The sequence below is a fragment of the Chelatococcus daeguensis genome, from assembly GCF_001887265.1.
In the GTDB taxonomy this organism is placed as follows: Bacteria; Pseudomonadota; Alphaproteobacteria; order Rhizobiales; family Beijerinckiaceae; genus Chelatococcus_A; species Chelatococcus_A sambhunathii.
Map to the genome: position 1 here is coordinate 2,983,986 of NZ_CP018095.1, position 16,318 is coordinate 3,000,303.

At 68.0% G+C, this 16,318-nt stretch carries 10 protein-coding genes; 4 read left to right on the forward strand and 6 right to left on the reverse strand.

The genetic code is table 11. The features are described 5' to 3' along the window. Positions 1-155: 155 nt before the first annotated feature. Positions 156-626, forward strand: a complete 471-nt coding sequence (locus tag BOQ54_RS14185; RefSeq protein ID WP_055457697.1) for an Hsp20 family protein — start codon at positions 156-158, stop codon at positions 624-626. A 121-nt stretch (positions 627-747) separates the two neighbouring features. On the opposite strand, the gene BOQ54_RS14190 is transcribed toward BOQ54_RS14185, so the two are convergent. Then, the gene (locus BOQ54_RS14190; protein WP_055457698.1) at positions 748-1,425 is read right to left on the reverse strand and encodes a PepSY domain-containing protein; all 678 of its coding nucleotides are present in this window, start codon (positions 1,423-1,425) and stop codon (positions 748-750) included. Positions 1,426-1,543: 118 nt separating this feature from the next. After that, positions 1,544-2,608, reverse strand: coding sequence for a threonine aldolase family protein (locus tag BOQ54_RS14195; RefSeq protein ID WP_055457699.1), 1,065 nt, complete (start codon positions 2,606-2,608; stop codon positions 1,544-1,546). A 601-nt stretch (positions 2,609-3,209) separates the two neighbouring features. Between BOQ54_RS14195 and gltB the strand changes: the two genes are divergently transcribed. Both gltB and BOQ54_RS14205 read left to right on the forward strand, forming a co-directional pair. Further along, the gene (gene gltB, locus BOQ54_RS14200) at positions 3,210-7,922 is read left to right on the forward strand and encodes a glutamate synthase large subunit (protein ID WP_145979824.1); all 4,713 of its coding nucleotides are present in this window, start codon (positions 3,210-3,212) and stop codon (positions 7,920-7,922) included. Between the two features lie 169 nt (positions 7,923-8,091). Further along, a complete protein-coding gene (locus BOQ54_RS14205; protein ID WP_055457700.1) occupies positions 8,092-9,516 on the forward strand; it encodes a glutamate synthase subunit beta in 1,425 nt (474 codons plus the stop codon). Between the two features lie 113 nt (positions 9,517-9,629). Here the strand turns inward: BOQ54_RS14205 and BOQ54_RS14210 are convergent, their stop codons facing one another. The 3 genes from BOQ54_RS14210 to galE all read right to left on the reverse strand — a co-directional run bounded on the left by BOQ54_RS14210 (position 9,630) and on the right by galE (position 13,289). Further along, positions 9,630-10,826 carry an SGNH/GDSL hydrolase family protein gene (locus BOQ54_RS14210; RefSeq protein WP_055457701.1) on the reverse strand — a complete coding sequence of 399 codons (1,197 nt, stop codon included), beginning with the start codon at positions 10,824-10,826 and terminating at the stop codon, positions 9,630-9,632. Positions 10,827-10,868: 42 nt separating this feature from the next. After that, positions 10,869-12,137, reverse strand: coding sequence for a lytic murein transglycosylase (locus BOQ54_RS14215; RefSeq protein WP_245280444.1), 1,269 nt, complete (start codon positions 12,135-12,137; stop codon positions 10,869-10,871). A 162-nt stretch (positions 12,138-12,299) separates the two neighbouring features. Further along, positions 12,300-13,289 carry a UDP-glucose 4-epimerase GalE gene (galE, locus tag BOQ54_RS14220; protein WP_071924129.1) on the reverse strand — a complete coding sequence of 330 codons (990 nt, stop codon included), beginning with the start codon at positions 13,287-13,289 and terminating at the stop codon, positions 12,300-12,302. A 213-nt stretch (positions 13,290-13,502) separates the two neighbouring features. On the opposite strand from galE, the gene BOQ54_RS14225 reads away from it, so the two are divergent. Continuing rightward, on the forward strand, positions 13,503-14,393 hold the full coding sequence (locus tag BOQ54_RS14225) for a UTP--glucose-1-phosphate uridylyltransferase (RefSeq protein ID WP_071924130.1): 891 nt from the start codon (positions 13,503-13,505) through the stop codon (positions 14,391-14,393). Positions 14,394-14,663: 270 nt separating this feature from the next. Here the strand turns inward: BOQ54_RS14225 and BOQ54_RS14230 are convergent, their stop codons facing one another. Next, positions 14,664-16,082 (reverse strand): outer membrane beta-barrel protein, encoded by a 1,419-nt coding sequence (locus tag BOQ54_RS14230; RefSeq protein WP_186437987.1) that lies wholly within the window; start codon positions 16,080-16,082, stop codon positions 14,664-14,666. Between the last annotated feature and the right edge of the window lie 236 nt (positions 16,083-16,318).

Here is a 16,318-nt window from a genome sequence, read left to right on the forward strand (position 1 = left end):
ATAGCCGCTGCACCCGCCTCATCGCCACAGGTCTTGAAAGACCGCCCGGGCGCCACCAACTCTCTGCCGTGCAGGCCGCTGACGGCTGCACGGTGGGATGCCCGGCCGGTTCAGGCGGGCATTGTCCGCATATCGCTTCAAATGGAGGATGTGCCATGCGTCAATTCGATCTGTCCCCCCTCTACCGCTCGACGGTCGGCTTCGACCGTCTGTTCTCGATGCTTGATCAGGTTGCCGGCGTCGACAGCTCCCCGAGCTATCCGCCCTACAACATCGAGCGCACCGGCGAAGATGCGTATCGCATCACGGTAGCCGTCGCCGGTTTCGCCAGCGATGATCTCGCCATCGAGACGAAGAACAACACCCTGACGATCCGCGGCGAGAAGAAGGTCGCCGAAGGTGCCGAGAGGCCCGAAATGCTCTACCAGGGCATCGCGGCCCGGGCGTTCGAGCGCCGCTTCCAGCTTGCCGACCACGTCCAGGTGACCGGTGCCGCGCTGGAGAACGGTCTTCTGCACGTCGACCTCGTCCGCGAGGTGCCGGAGGCGATGAAGCCCCGCACCATCCCCATCGCGACGAAGCCGGCGAGCGTGGCCATCGACGCGAAGGTCGCGGAAGCCGCATAACACGGCAGCCATGGTCCGCCAGAGGGACCATGGACGATCCCAGAAAACAGACGAGGCGCCGGGCCTTCCGGCGCCTTTTGTCGCGTGCATTGGCAGCGGTGGATGCGGCCGGCGGCCGGCGTCAGAAAGGCGCGCTGGGCAGGATCTTCTCGCCAGAGGCCGGGCCGCCGATCTCATCGCCGTCATTGCCGATGACGTCGCCTGCCGGCGGCACGGGCGGCACCTCGGGCGGCGCGAGGACGACGCTCGGTCTCTCCTCAGCCTCGCCAGCCGCATCCGCCTGCCCGGAGGTCTCGGGCAGCCTCACGTCCCCGCGCGACGGCGGTAGCGGTGCGCGCAGCCCGAGCTCCTGGTCGCTCGGACGCGGCGGCGGCAGCGCCGCCATGCTCGGCTGGCGTTGCCGAAGCGGCACCGGCGCATAGATCTTGGTGCCACGGCCGGTATCGATCTCGACACCGATCTCGCCGCCGAACCTGTCGGGCGAATACGGCCGGAAGGGTTCCTCGGCCATGATGGTCGAGCGCAGCGGACGCGCATCGACGATGGCGCCCGAATAGGCGTCGATAAACAGGCGCATGCGCCAGCCATTCACGTCCGTGCCGTCGACGACGTAGAAGCCACGCGTCAGGCGCGGGCGGGAGATCTGGGCGAAGCCCTCCGAGCGCACCGAGCGCACCACCTCGCGCGGGCTCAGCGGCTCGTCGTAGACCTCCGGCGCGTAGTAGCCCTGGGCAAGAGCCACGCTCGACACCAGGGTAAGCGTCGCGACCGCCGCGAGAAGCCTGGCGGGGCGCCGCATTGGGCGCGATCCGGCAACAGGTGCAAACACGTCATCTGCCTCGTTCATTGCCACTCGTCACCCTCGTCTGTGCAACGGCATTGGGGCGGGCGTTTGGCGGCGCCGCGACAACGGCAGGTCAGGCGGCTGCCTGTCCGCCCGCGACGGCGAGAAAACGGTCGATGGCCGCCTCCGCCGTGTCGAAGGCCGTGACGAGACGCACCAGCACCTCCCCCTCCCCGGCCGCAACGCCCTCCGGCAGGCTGGACGTCACCCAGGGATGGTAGAGTGCCCCGGCAGCGCGCAGCGCCTCGTCCATCGCCTGCGGCAGGAAGACGAAGATCTCGTTGGCCTCGACCGGCAGGGCGACGCGGCAGCCGAGACGCGCGAGGCCCGCAGCGAGCCTGTCGGCCGCCGCATTGGCCCGGGCCGCGAGGTCGAGCCAGTGGCCATCGGCGAGATAGGCGTCGAACTGGGCACCGAGCAGACGGCCCTTCGAGAGGAGGTGGCCGCCGCGCTTGCGGCGCTGCGCCAAGTGCGCCGCCTTGTCGCGGTCGAAGACGATCACGGCCTCCGCCGCAAGACAGCCGTTCTTGGTGGCGCCGAAGGAGAGGACGTCGACGCCCGCGCGCCATGTCATGTCGGCAGGACTGACCCCAAGGCGCACGAGCGCATTGGCGAAGCGTGCGCCGTCCATGTGCACGCCGAGTCCGTGCCGGCGGGCGATGTCCGCGAGCGTCGCTATCTCGTCCGGAGTATAGACCGTGCCGGCCTCACTGGCCTGGGTCAGCGAGAGGGCCGAGGGAATGACCTGATGCGGCGGCCGGCCGGTCGGCGCGGCGAGATGGGCCGCGATCTCCTCCGCCGTGAGCTTGCCGAGCCGTCCGGGAAAGCCGACGAGCTTGGCCCCGCCCGTGAAGAACTCCGGCGCGCCGCATTCGTCCTCGGCCACATGCGCCTCGGCGTGGCACAGCACCGCACCCCAGGGCGGGCAGAGGGTGGCGAGCGCCAGCGCATTCGCGGCCGTACCCGTGGCGACGAGGAAGACCGAAAGGTCGCGCTCGAAGATCTCCTTGAGCCGCGCCTCGACGCGCGCCGTATGATCGTCCGCCCCGTAGGCGCGCTGGCTGCCGGCATTGGCGGCGACGAGCGCCTCCATCACCCGCGGGCTCGCGCCCGCCACATTGTCGCTTGCAAAGTTCATCCCGCCTGTGCTCCCGCTTGGAAGCGGAAGCTAGAACATGGCTCGCCCAGCGTGAAGCGCCGAGCGGTCATGGCCGCGCCGCGCCCGCCTCCCGATCGCAGGATCGAAACGGCCGGCCGGCCATGGATGCGCAATTAAATTACGCTGACTTCATCTCGCTCGTCACGATCGCAATCCAGGTTGGGCGTCCCGTATAAGTTTCGATCAAACGACTCGCAAATACCCGCTTGTCACCTTAGAAAAAATCTGGCAAGGTCCGCCCGGTTTAGGACAGCCTTGCTGTCCCATTCCGATGATTATCCGAGCCCGGCATCCGGTCGGGCCTTCCGCGAGCAAGACAAGGCAGGTCTTGGTTATGGCACGTCCGACGGCCGCCAAACGCGATACGAAACCTGCCGCCCGCACGACGCGGGCTTAGCGGGCGCGCCCCGGCTTTACGCCGCGAGACGCCCGCGAGGTGCGGGCGCAACGGAAACAGCGCGACCGGACCTCCAAGACCAACAAGAGGGTGCGTACGGGCGGGCAGCGACAGGCTGCCGGCACGGACCGGCGACCCCCGCGAGAGACGAACGACGTGGACAAGGCCGCCGCGGCGGCAACGATGGGGCAGAACATGAGCGCGACGAACGAGCAAAAGCTGGTCTCCAACCCGGCGCTGCTTCAGAAAACGCGCGCTGCGGACCCCGGTCTGCCGCCCGCACAGGGCCTCTACGACCCGGCGCGCGAACGCGATGCCTGCGGCGTCGGCTTCATCGCCCACATGAAGAATGAGAAGAGCCACGACATCGTCGCCAACGGCCTTGCCATTCTGAGGAATCTCGATCACCGCGGGGCTGTCGGTGCCGACCCCCGGGCGGGCGACGGCTGCGGCATGCTGGTGCAGGTGCCGGACCGTTTCCTGCGCGAGGAATGCGAGAAGCTCGGCATCGCCTTGCCACCGGCCGGCGAATACGCCGTGGGCCATCTCTTCATGCCGCGCGACGCGGAAGGCTTCGCCATCGTTAAGGCGACCCTGGAGCGCGTCACTGCCGAGGAGGGCCAGGTGCTCCTTGGCTGGCGCGACGTGCCGGTCGACCCCTCCGTGCTCGGCGAGAGCGTGAAGCCCACCGAGCCGCGGCACGTGCAGGTCTTCATCGGCCGCGGTGAGGGCGCGACGACACAGGACGACTTCGAGCGGCACCTCTTCATCCTGCGCAAGGTCGTCTCCAACGCGATCTACGACCTCAACGACCCGCGCACGGCCGGCTACTACCCGGTGAGCCTGTCGACACGCACGCTCGTCTACAAGGGCATGCTGCTCGCCGACCAGCTCGGCGACTATTACGCCGATCTGCGCGACCCGCGCTTCGAGAGCGCGCTCGCCCTCGTGCACCAGCGCTTCGCGACCAACACCTTCCCCACCTGGTCGCTGGCCCACCCCTACCGCATGGTGGCGCACAACGGCGAGATCAACACCCTGCGCGGCAACGTCAACTGGATGGCTGCACGGCAGGCCTCGGTCGATTCCGAGATCTTCGGCAACGACATCTCCAAGCTCTGGCCCATCTCCTACGAGGGCCAGTCGGACACGGCCTGTTTCGACAACGCGCTCGAGTTCCTTACTCAGGGCGGCTATTCGCTCGCCCACGCCATGATGATGCTGGTGCCCGAGGCCTGGGCCGGCAACCCGCTCATGGACGAGGAGCGGCGGGCCTTCTACGAGTACCATGCCGCGCTTATGGAGCCGTGGGACGGCCCGGCTGCCATCGTCTTCACCGACGGGCGTCAGATCGGCGCGACGCTCGACCGCAACGGCCTGCGCCCCGCGCGCTACCTCGTCACCGAGGACGGCCTCGTCGTCGGCGCCTCCGAGATGGGCGTGCTGCCCATCCCCGAGGAGAAGATCGTCGAGAAGTGGCGCCTGCAGCCGGGCAAGATGCTGCTCATCGACCTCGAAGAGGGCCGCATCGTCTCCGACGAGGAGATCAAGAGCGAGTTGAGCCGCCGCCATCCCTACAAGGAGTGGTTGAAGCGCACGCAAATCGTGCTGGAGGAGTTGCCACCGGTCCAGGCGCGTGAATCGCGCACGGACGTGAGTCTGCTCGACCGCCAGCAGGCCTACGGCTACACCCAGGAGGACCTCAAGCTCCTCATGCAGCCCATGGCCGTCACCGGCCAGGAGGCCGTCGGCTCGATGGGCACCGACACGCCGATCTCGGCCCTGTCGGACAAGCCGAAGCTGCTCTACACCTATTTCAAGCAGAACTTCGCCCAGGTGACGAACCCGCCGATCGACCCGATCCGCGAGGAACTCGTCATGAGCCTCGTCTCCTTCATCGGGCCGCGCCCGAACATTCTCGACCTCGAGGGCACCTCGCGCCGTAAGCGCCTCGAGGTGCGCCAGCCGATCCTGACGAACGAGGATCTGGAGAAGATCCGCTGCATCGGCCACAGCGAAGACCAGTTCGACACCAAGACGCTGGACATCACCTATCCAGCCGGCCAGGGGGCGGAAGGCATGCCCGGCGCCCTCGAACGCCTGTGCGAGCGCGCGGAGGCGGCCGTGCACGGCCGCTACAACATCATCATTCTCTCCGACCGGATGCTGGGACCGGACCGTATCGCCATCCCCGCGCTGCTCGCGACGGCAGCGGTGCACCACCACCTCATCCGCAAGGGGCTGAGGACCTCGGTCGGCCTCGTCCTCGAATCTGGCGAACCGCGCGAGGTGCACCATTTCGCCCTGCTCGCCGGCTATGGCGCCGAAGCGATCAACCCCTATCTGGCTTTCGATACGCTGGCCGCGATGCACGAGGCGCTCGACTTCCCAGAGGAGGTCGATGACCACGAAATCATCAAGCGCTACATCAAGTCCATCGATAAGGGCCTCCTCAAGGTCATGTCGAAGATGGGCATCTCCACCTATCAGTCCTATTGCGGCGCGCAGATCTTCGATGCAGTCGGCCTCAGAAGCGACTTCGTCGCGAAGTTCTTCTTCGGCACGGCCACCACCATCGAGGGCATTGGCCTTGCCGAGATCGCCGAGGAGACGGTGCGCCGCCACCGCGATGCCTTCGGCGACGTTCCTGTGCTGCGCAATTCCCTCGAGGTCGGCGGTGATTACGCCTACCGCCTGCGCGGCGAGGACCACGTCTGGAACCCGGACACGGTGGCGACGCTGCAGCACGCGGTGCGCCTCAACGCGCAGGACCGCTATCGCGAGTTCGCCCGTCTCGTGAACGAGCAGGAGAACCGCTTCAGCACCGTGCGCGGCCTCTTCCGCATCCGGACGGCCGCCGAGCGCGGCGCTCAGCCGGTGCCGCTCGAGGAGGTGGAGCCCGCGGCTGAGATCGTCAGGCGCTTCTCGACGGGCGCCATGTCGCTCGGCGCCATCTCCAAGGAGGCGCACGAGACCCTGGCCTTGGCGATGAACGCCATCGGCGCCAAGTCCAACACCGGCGAGGGCGGCGAGGATGCCGCACGTTTCCGGCCGTTGCCGGACGGGCGCTCCAAGCGCTCAGCCATCAAGCAGATCGCATCGGGGCGCTTCGGCGTCACCACCGAATATCTCGTCAATTCGGACATGATGCAGATCAAGGTGGCCCAGGGCGCCAAGCCCGGCGAGGGTGGCCAGTTGCCCGGCCACAAGGTCGATGCCGTCATTTCCCGGCTGCGCCATTCGACGCCGGGCGTCGGCCTCATCTCGCCGCCGCCGCACCACGACATCTACTCGATCGAGGATCTCGCCCAGCTCATCTTCGACCTGAAGAACGTCAACCCCGCGGCCGACGTCTCGGTCAAGCTCGTCTCCGAGGTCGGCGTCGGCACGGTCGCCGCCGGCGTCGCCAAGGCGCGGGCCGATCACATCACCATTTCGGGCTTCGAGGGTGGCACGGGGGCCTCGCCACTGACGTCCATCAAGCACGCCGGCAGCCCGTGGGAGATGGGCCTCGCCGAAACGCAGCAGACGCTGGTGCTCAACCGCCTGCGCGGCCGGGTACGCCTGCAGGTCGACGGCGGCCTGCGCACGGGTCGCGACGTCGTCATCGGCGCGCTGCTCGGGGCCGACGAGTTCGGCTTCTCGACGGCGCCGCTCATCGCCGCCGGCTGCATCATGATGAGGAAGTGCCACCTCAACACCTGCCCCGTCGGGGTGGCGACGCAGGACCCGGTGCTGCGCAAGCGCTTCAAGGGTCTGCCGGAACATGTCGTCAACTACGTCTTCTTCGTCGCCGAGGAAGTGCGCGAACTGATGGCCGAGATGGGCTTCCGCAGGCTCGAGGAGATGATCGGCCGCACCGACCTCCTCGACAAGAAGGAGGCCATCGACCACTGGAAGGCCAAGGGTCTCGACTTCACGCGCCTGTTCCACCGGCCCGAGGTCGGCCCCGACGTCGCCGTCTTCCACAGCGAGCGCCAGAAGCATCCGATCGACGACGTGCTCGACCTCAGGCTCATCGCGCAGGCGCGCGGCGCCATCGACGAGGGTACGCCGATCGTCATCGAGGAGACGATCCGCAACGTCGACCGCGCGACGGGCGCCATGCTGTCGGGCGAGATCGCCAAACTGCACGGCCACGAGGGCCTGCCCGAGGACACCATCACGGTGAACCTCAAGGGCACGGCCGGCCAGAGCTTCGGCGCCTTCCTCGCCGCCGGCGTCACGTTGCACCTGACGGGTGAGGCCAACGACTATGTCGGCAAGGGCCTCTCCGGCGGCAAGATCATCGTCCAGCCGCCGGCGGAAATGAAGGCGGTGCCGGAGCGCTCGATCATCGTCGGCAACACGGTGCTCTACGGTGCCATCTCCGGCGAATGCTATTTCCGCGGCGTCGCCGGCGAGCGCTTCGCGGTGCGCAACTCTGGCGCCATCGCTGTCGTCGAGGGCACGGGCGACCACGGTTGCGAATACATGACCGGCGGTGTCGTCGTCGTCATCGGCCCGACAGGCCGCAACTTTGCAGCCGGCATGTCCGGCGGCATCGCCTATGTGCTCGACGAGGACGGAACCTTCACCAAGCGTTGCAACCTGTCCATGGTCGATCTCGAACCCGTCGAGGAGGAGGAGGATCTCATGGAGCGCCTGCACCACCACGGCGGCGACCTCGAGCACAAGGGCCGCATCGACGTGCTCGCCGACATGTCGGGCCACGACGAGGAGCGGCTGATGCAGCTCATCGCCAACCACCTGCGCTACACGGGCTCGACCCGCGCCAGGGCCATCCTCGACGACTGGGCGGGTTACCGCACCAAATTCGTCAAGGTGATGCCGGTCGAGTACCGGCGCGCGCTGCGTGAGATGGAGCGTCTGCGCACGCTGCAGGCGGCGGAATAAGGATATGGGACCGCGGTCCACCCTCTCCTTCGGGGGACGGGTCGGCGCCGGTGGCGCCGGGGTGGGGAGGCCGCGGTCCGGGCAGGAACCCCCTCCCGGCCGCTACGCGGCCGACCTCCCTCCGCCAGGGGGAGGTGGGTCGGCGGCGCAACGACTGGATGACGAGACGATGGGCAAGGTAACCGGCTTTCTCGAATACGACCGGCAGGAGCAGAAGTACCAGCTCGCCGGCGACCGCGTACGGCATTTCCGCGAATTCACGCTGCCGCTGGACGACAAGGACCTGCAGAAGCAGGCCGCCCGCTGCATGGACTGCGGCATACCCTTCTGCCACGGGCCGACGGGCTGCCCCGTCCACAACCAGATCCCGGACTGGAATGACCTCGTTTACAACGACGACTGGGAGGAGGCCTCGCGCAACCTCCACTCAACCAACAATTTCCCCGAATTCACCGGCCGCATCTGCCCTGCGCCCTGCGAGGAGGCGTGCACCCTCAACCTCGAGAACGTGCCCGTCACCATCAAGACCATCGAACAGGCGATCGCCGACAAGGCCTGGGAGATGGGCTGGATCCGCCCCGAACCGCCGGCGCGTCTCACCGGCAAGTCCGTCGCCGTCGTCGGCTCTGGCCCTGCCGGCCTCGCCGCCGCGCAGCAGCTCGCCCGTGTCGGCCACGAGGTGCATGTCTACGAGCGCGAACCACGTGCCGGCGGCCTGCTGCGCTACGGCATCCCGGACTTCAAGATGGAGAAGCACCACATCGACCGGCGCGTGGCGCAGATGGAGGCGGAAGGCGTCGTCTTCCACTACGGCGTCAACATCGGCGTCGACAAGCCGTTCGAGGAATTGGTGAAGGCCTACGACGCCGTGCTGATGTGCGGCGGCGCCGAGCGCCCGCGCGATCCCCAGCTGCCCGGCATGGAGCTCGAGGGGGTGCATTACGCCATGCCGTTCCTCGTGCAGCAGAACCGCCGCAACGGCCGTGAAAACTTCCTCGACGACGCGCCGATCCTCGCCGGGGGCAAGCACGTCGTCGTCATCGGCGGCGGCGACACGGCGTCCGACTGCGTCGGCACCTCCTTCCGCCAGGGCGCCCTCTCGGTCACTCAGCTCGACATCCGCCCCAAGCCGCCGGAGATGGAGGACAAGCTCACCGTCTGGCCTTACTGGCCGACGAAGATGCGCACGTCCTCGAGCCAGGCGGAGGGCGCGGAGCGCGAGTTCCAGGTCGCGACGCTCGGCCTCGAAGGCAAGAAGGGCCGTGTCACCGGCGTGCGCTGCGCCCGCGTGGACGAGAAGCGGGTGCCGATCGCCGGCACCGAATTCGTCTTGAAGGCCGATCTCGTCTTCATCGCCATCGGCTTCGCCGGCCCGGTCTTCGAGGGCATGGTAGCCGAGGCGGGCGTGGCGCTCGACAAGCGCGGCAATGTGGCGGCTAGCGAGCGCGACTATCGCACGTCGAACGAGAAGGTCTTCGCCGCCGGCGACATGCGCCGGGGCCAGTCCCTTGTCGTCTGGGCGATCCGCGAAGGTCGCCAGGCCGCCCGGGCCATCGACGAATACCTGACGGGCTCGTCCGTCCTGCCGCGCTGAGACCCCACGCGGGTGCTGCGGGCTTCGGCCCGCAGGATGCGGCCTGAGCGAAAGCGGCGCATGGGGCCGGATAGCCGGCATCGCGAGCGAGATTCTCCCGTTGACCGGACCGTTTACGGTTGCCGCGGCCAGGAAAAGTCGTCAACCCTGCCCTGTTTCGGCTGCGGCACGTCGCCGAGGATGAACACTCGCTCGGCAAGCTGGTCCATCTGGGCCGCACCCGCCGGCGCCGCGACGAGGACGCCGCCCGGGGCCGCATCCGGCGCGGTGAGCGGCAGGATGGGCCCAGCCACGGGCTTGCTCGACACAGAGATGAGACCGTTCGGCTCCGGCAGGCTCGGGATCGACGCATCGATCATGCGCTCGACGGGGTCGCGGCTATCGAGGCCGGGCATGCCGTCGTGCAAAGGCAGTACGGTCTGCTGCGCACTGCCGTGCGCATCGATCAGCCGGCGCAGCACGAGCGCCGCGAAATGCGCCGCCTTGCGCGCGCCCGCCTTGGTGAAGTGCACGCCGTCACTGGTGCGCAAGCGCGCGTTCTGGCCGCTCACATCGGGCCCGAAGGCCGAGAAGCGTCCGTCCGCATCGAGGAAGGCCTCCCAGATATCGACATACTGGCCGCCGGCCGCCGTCACGCGCTCGCGGAAGATGGCGTTAAGGGCCAGCATGTCGGCCGAGAGCCGCTCACCCTTCATCGGCGGCAGCCCCACCCAGACGAGCGGGATCCGCTTCTCGCCAAAGGTGCGGATGATCTCGTCGACACGCATCGTGTAGAGCGTTCGCCATTCCGGCGTGCCATGCTCCACCTCCCCCGCCGGCGTGCGAAAGCCCTGGCGGTCGTTGGCGCCGATCATCATTACGCCGATCGAGACGCGCGCGGGATTGGCGACGAGTTCCTGCACCGCCTTGGACCAGTCGTAGAAGTCGCTGCGCACGAGCCCCGTATCGCCCCGGGCGCGCGAATAGATCGCGACATCGGCGGCTTCGGCGAGCGTTTCGGCGAGCCCTTCCGTCAACAGTTCGGCGAGGGAATCGCCCATGACGACCACATAGGTGTCCACCTCGACACGGGGTGTGCGCTCGGCGACCCCACGTTGCTCGGGCGCTGCTCTTGGCGCCGTCTGGCGCGGGCGCGGGTCGGCGGGCCGGGAGGACCGTCTCGGCGCCTGCTCCACTTGCGGCGGGGGCTTCGGCTGAAAGATGCTGTTGAGGAAGCGGGTCAGCGGATCCTGCTGGGCGTGCGCGACCGCCGCGGCGAAGATGCATCCCGCCACGACGAGCAGGGCAACGATGAGGCTGCGTCCCGGCATCGTCCGTTTCCCGCCCCGGCCGCGGCCGGGGCCGGGTTCATGCTATCGCGTCTGGCGCAGTTGCGCCAACAGCCGGTTGTCGGCATGGCCGTCGGCGACGAGGCCTCGGCTCTCCTGGAAGGCGAAGATCGCGTCGCGTGTCTGGGAACCGATGCGCCCGTCGATCTCGCCGATGTCGTAGCCGCGGCTCGCGAGGTGCCGCTGCACCTCCTCCCGCTCGTGCTTGGCGAGCGGCACCTGATCGGTCGGCCAAGGCGCTTGTACCGGCGCGCCGCCATAGAGCCTGTCGCCGAGATGGGCGACGCCGAGAGCGTAGGCGTCGGAATTGTTGTAGCGCTTGATGACGTCGAAATTCGCCGTCACGAGGAAGACCGGCCCGCTGGCCCCGGCGGGCAGGAAGAGGCGCGCCTCGCCGGCCCCGGATAGCGGCCGCCCGTCGACACGGCGCACGCCGTGCGATGCCCAGGCTGCGAAGGACATCGTCTGCCGCCCGTAGCGGAAGCCCGCAGGCACCTTGACCTCGAAACCCCACGGCAGGCCCGGCTGCCAGCCGTGCTGCTTGAGATAGTTGGCGGTGGAGGCCAGCGCGTCCGGCACCGAGGTCCAGATATCGCGGCGCCCGTCGCCCGTGAAATCGACCGCGTAGCGCATGAAGCTCGACGGCATGAACTGGGTCTGCCCCATGGCGCCGGCCCATGACCCCTCCATGCGCTCGGGGCTGACGTGCCCCTGCTGCAGGATGACGAGCGCCGTCAGCAGTTCGTTGCGAAAGTAATCGCCGCGATACTTCGCCTCGGCGAGGGTGGCGAGCGCACGCACGACATAATGCGAGCCAGTGAAGCCGCCGAAATTCGTTTCCATGCCCCAGACACCCATGACGACCTTCCGGTCGACGCCGTAGGTGCGCTCGATGGTGTCGAGGGCGGAGGCCCACTGGCGCGTCATCGGCGTGCCGCGCTCGAGCCGGTTCGGCGACACGGCCGAGGCAAGATATTCCCACACCGGCTTGACGAACTCGGCCTGCTTCTTCGTGAGCGCGATGATCTTCTCGTCCTGCGTCACGCCGGAGAAGGCCGCGTCGTAGACGGAGCGCGAGACGCCGCGGGCCTGTGCATCCGGCCAAAGGGCGGAGACGAAGGCGCGGAAGGACGGGGATGGCGTTCCCTCGCCGCGCGAGAACTTGGCCGGGGTTCGCGGTGCCTCGGGAGCGACCCGCTGCTCGGTCGGCGCATAGGGCGTGATGCTGCCGACGGACATCACATCCGCCGAGGCGCAGGAGCCGAGCGCGAGGCTTACGGCAAGCGTGGCCAACAGGGCCCACCTGTCCCCATTCCTTGTCACGAGGCTCGTTCCACCGTCCGTGCCGCCATGCCGCATGTCGGATCCCCGTTTCGAACCGCGGCGAAGCCGCCACGCCTTGCACTCTCTCCACTAGCTCGCGCGATATGGTTGCAAAATCGTTGACGACGAGCTTCAAGCCGCCGATTGCTGGGCAAGCCGCCTCTCCCAGGCAAGCGCTTGGGAGACGATCACGTCGAGATCGTCGTAGCAGGGCTGCCAGTCGAGAAGGGCGCGGATGCGCGAGGCATCCGCCACAATGGCTGCCGGGTCACCGGCGCGGCGGGGAGACAGCTTCACCGGAAAGTCGATTCCCGACACCCGCCTGACCGCCGCCACGACTTCGAGCACCGAAAAACCCTTGCCGTAGCCGCAGTTGAGCGTCAGGCAGCCGCCACCCGCCCTGAGGTGCGCCAAGGCCGCCACGTGAGCGCGGGCAAGGTCCGAAACCTGGATGAAGTCGCGCACGCACGACCCGTCCGGCGTCGGATAGTCGGTGCCGAAGACCTCGAGCACTGGGCGCTGGCCGAGAGCCGTCTGGCACGCCACCTTGATGAGGTGGGTCGCCCGAGGGGTGGACTGCCCGATCCGGCCTTCGGGATCTGCGCCCGCAACATTGAAATAGCGCAGGATGACATGGCGAAGATCGTGCGCCACGGCGGCGTCGGCCAGCATCCATTCGCTGACGAGCTTGGATCGGCCATAGGGCGAGACCGGCGCCGGAGCCATGTCCTCGGAGACAGGGTTGGCGGTGACGTCGCCATAAACCGCCGCCGTCGAGGAGAAGATGACGTGCCGCACGCCGGCCCGCACCCCCGCCTCGATGAGGCTGCGCGTCTTGCCCGTGTTGGCGAGGTAATAACCGAGCGGATCGACCACCGATTCTGGCACCACGATCTTCGCCGCGAAATGCGCGATCGCGTCGACGTCGTATTCGTCGATCAGCGATGAGACAAGAGCCTGATCAGCCGCATCGCCGCGCACCAGCACGGCTTCGCGCGGCACAGCCTGGGCAAACCCGGTCGAGAGATCGTCCAGCACGACGACACGCTCTCCCGCCTTCACCAATTCGAGAACCATGTGGCTGCCGATGTAGCCGGCCCCGCCGGTCACCAGGACGCTCATGCCTCATCCCTTTCCTGCGCCAGGCCGCCCCGCTGGCGCAGCACTCCGGCTCCGTGGAACTATTGACAGACCGGCTGCGTTCATTCGTCAATCGCTTTACGCGATTGACACGTTCGCCGGTCAAGATCGGTGAGCATCTCGTGCGGGCACGGCCATGGCAAGAGAGGGCGCCGGGCCGTGTTTCTTGTTGTGCCCTCCAGCCCCTGGGGTTCCATGAAGAAGCCTATCCGAAAGGCCGTATTTCCCGTCGCGGGCCTCGGCACCCGCTTCCTGCCCGCCACGAAGGCGATGCCGAAGGAGATGCTGACGGTCGTCGACAGGCCGGTCATCCAGCACGTGGTGGACGAGGCACGTGCCGCCGGCATCGAACATTGCGTCTTCGTGACGGGCCGCAACAAGGGCGTCATCGAGGACCACTTCGACAGCCAGTTCGAACTGGAGCGTACGCTCGAGGCACGTGGCAAGACGAAGGAGCTCGAGCAGTTGCGCCGTGACCTGCCAGGGCCCGGACAGACCAGCTTCACCCGCCAGCAGGGGCCGCTCGGCCTCGGCCATGCCGTATGGTGCGCGCGCGACATCGTCGGCGACGAGCCTTTCGCCCTGCTGCTGCCGGACATGCTGCACCTCGGCGTGCGCCCCTGCCTCGCGGAGATGATCGAAGCCTACGAGGCCCACGCCACCGGCGGCAACATGATTGCCGTCTACGAGGTGCCGGCCGACCAAACGCATCAGTACGGCATCACGGGCGTGGGCGAGCCGATCGGCAACGGCAAGGTCTATCCGATCACGCAGATGATCGAGAAGCCGGCCAAGGGCACCGCCCCCTCCAACCTCGCCATCTCGGGGCGCTACATCCTGCAGCCGGAGATCTTCGACCTGCTAGCCAAGCAGGAGCGCGGCGCCGGCGGCGAGATCCAGCTGACCGACGCGATGATCACCTTGTCGAAGTCGCAGCCGTTCTTCGCCACGCGCTTTGACGGCGATATCTACGACTGCGGCTCCAAGCTCGGCTTCCTCGCCGCCAACGCCGCCTATGCGCTTTCGAACCCCGAGCTCGGCGCCGACTACCGCCGCGATCTGGAAGCCTTGCTGACCAAGAAGTAGGCGAAGCCTCCCCAGTGCCGGCGTCATGCCCGCGCTTGTCGCGGGCATGACGCCGTGGCGCCCGCGCAGGGTTGAATGGCCTGGATGGGCGGGACAAGCCCGGCCATGATGGTGGAGAGGCAGGCGCTTCTCGGTCGCGCTTTCGCGCTGTGCGAACGAACAGGCGGTCAACGGGCTTGACCATGACGGCGGCAGATCGTGAAGCCCTTGATATGGCAGGCAGTCGACGGTCGCCGTCGGCAGCGCCCCCCCGGCTCTGCCTAGCGAAGCTCAGCGCTGTAGGCGCAATCCGACGAGGAAGATGTTGGCGGTGTAGTCGTCGCCGGGTGTGGAACTGTCGAGCCGCTCGTGGGTGAAGCCCGCACGCACGGCGAGCGAGCGCGTCAGCTTCCAGTCGATGCCGATACGGCCGGTAAAGCCCTTCTCGTTGAGGTCGACGCCCTTGTAGTCGCTGTCGCTGAGGGTTACCGAGGCCGTGAAGACGAGGTTGCGGCGCAGGGCGTGTTCGAGGGCGAGCGTCGCGCTGCGGTTCACGACGCCGTTCGATCCGGCGATCGTCGTCTCGCCGAGGCTGCCCGCTCCCGTGAGCCGGACGGTGGTCAGCGCCGTCGGCCGCCAGATCAGCGATACTTCACCGATGGGCCCGCGCAGGTCCGCGAGGCGCGGATCGTCGTACTTGCGCACCTGGTGCCCGATTGCCGCCTCGCCGGTAACGAGCCGCGTGAGCTCGAAGGTGGAGCCAACGCGCGCCCCGAGGCCATTGGACGAACGCTCGAACCCGCCGGCATTGATCCGCTCGTCGTACTGCCGACGGTCGATCAGGCCCTCGACGAACGGCACGAAGCCGGGGTGCACCTCATAGCCCGCCCTGAGCCGCAATCCGTATTCGTTGTAGTTGCGGTAGCTCTGGTCGAGACGGCCGCCGTCCGCAAACTCCACGTCGCCATAGACGTTGCGCTCCACGACGCCGGTTGCGCCGAGCGTCAGCCGGTTGAAGCGGTGCGCGCCGCCCAGTGAAGCACCGTAGGAGATGATCGTCGGCTGGTTGACGACACCGCCCGGCAGGTTGGGGTTGTCCGACCGCTGCGTCGTCAGCGATGCCCGTCCCTCGACATTGATGGTCGTATCCCGCGTGGCATCGAGGCGCAGGTTGAGGCGCCCGTCCGCCTCCGGCCGGTCCGCCTTCTCGAGGGTTGGGAAGGCCCAGTAGGAGCCGCGCAGATGGCCCGTGAACTCATGGCGCGACCAGTCGGACCGCAGGGCCACCCCGCCGCGCGTGACGACGGCGGTCGCTCCCTTCACGTTCCCGCTCTCGCGCCGGGGGTTGCTGTCGTAGCCACCATCGATCTCGATGGACGGAAAGACCGTCAGCGTGCCGAGGCGCAGGCCTAGCGGCGCCCAAGGATCGTCCTCCTCAGCCTCGCCCGGTCGCTGGGGCGCGGGGGGCGCGGGCAGGCGCGTGACCGGCGGCTGCCACCGACGCAGCGGGTTCTGTTCAAGCGCCGTGGGACCCCGCACGGGGCGATAGACGGGCGAGGCGGGCGGAACCGGTGGACCGTCGGCGGCCGTGGTTTCGAGGATACCCGGCAACGACACCTGCCCGCTGCCGGCGCGGTCGGGCTGCACGGTGCCGCGCAGCGTCAGGAACGACAAACCCTCCTGGCCGTGCGCGGCCGGACCCGCGAGCATGCTCGCAGTCACGACGAGGCACATTGCCAGCGGCGCACCGCCGCACCGGCGAGAAGGAATGGAGGGCCCCTGGTGCAAGTGGTCGCTTCCTGCAAAGGCGATGCGGCTCAGCCGCCGCGACGGTTCTGTCCGGCGGTTGATCTGCGTGGTTAACGGAGGCTAAAGCGGCATGGTTAACACCGGGTAAGCTTCCGCACGGACGTCGCCTGCTGACCCTCGCCGTGCTAAGAAGCCGC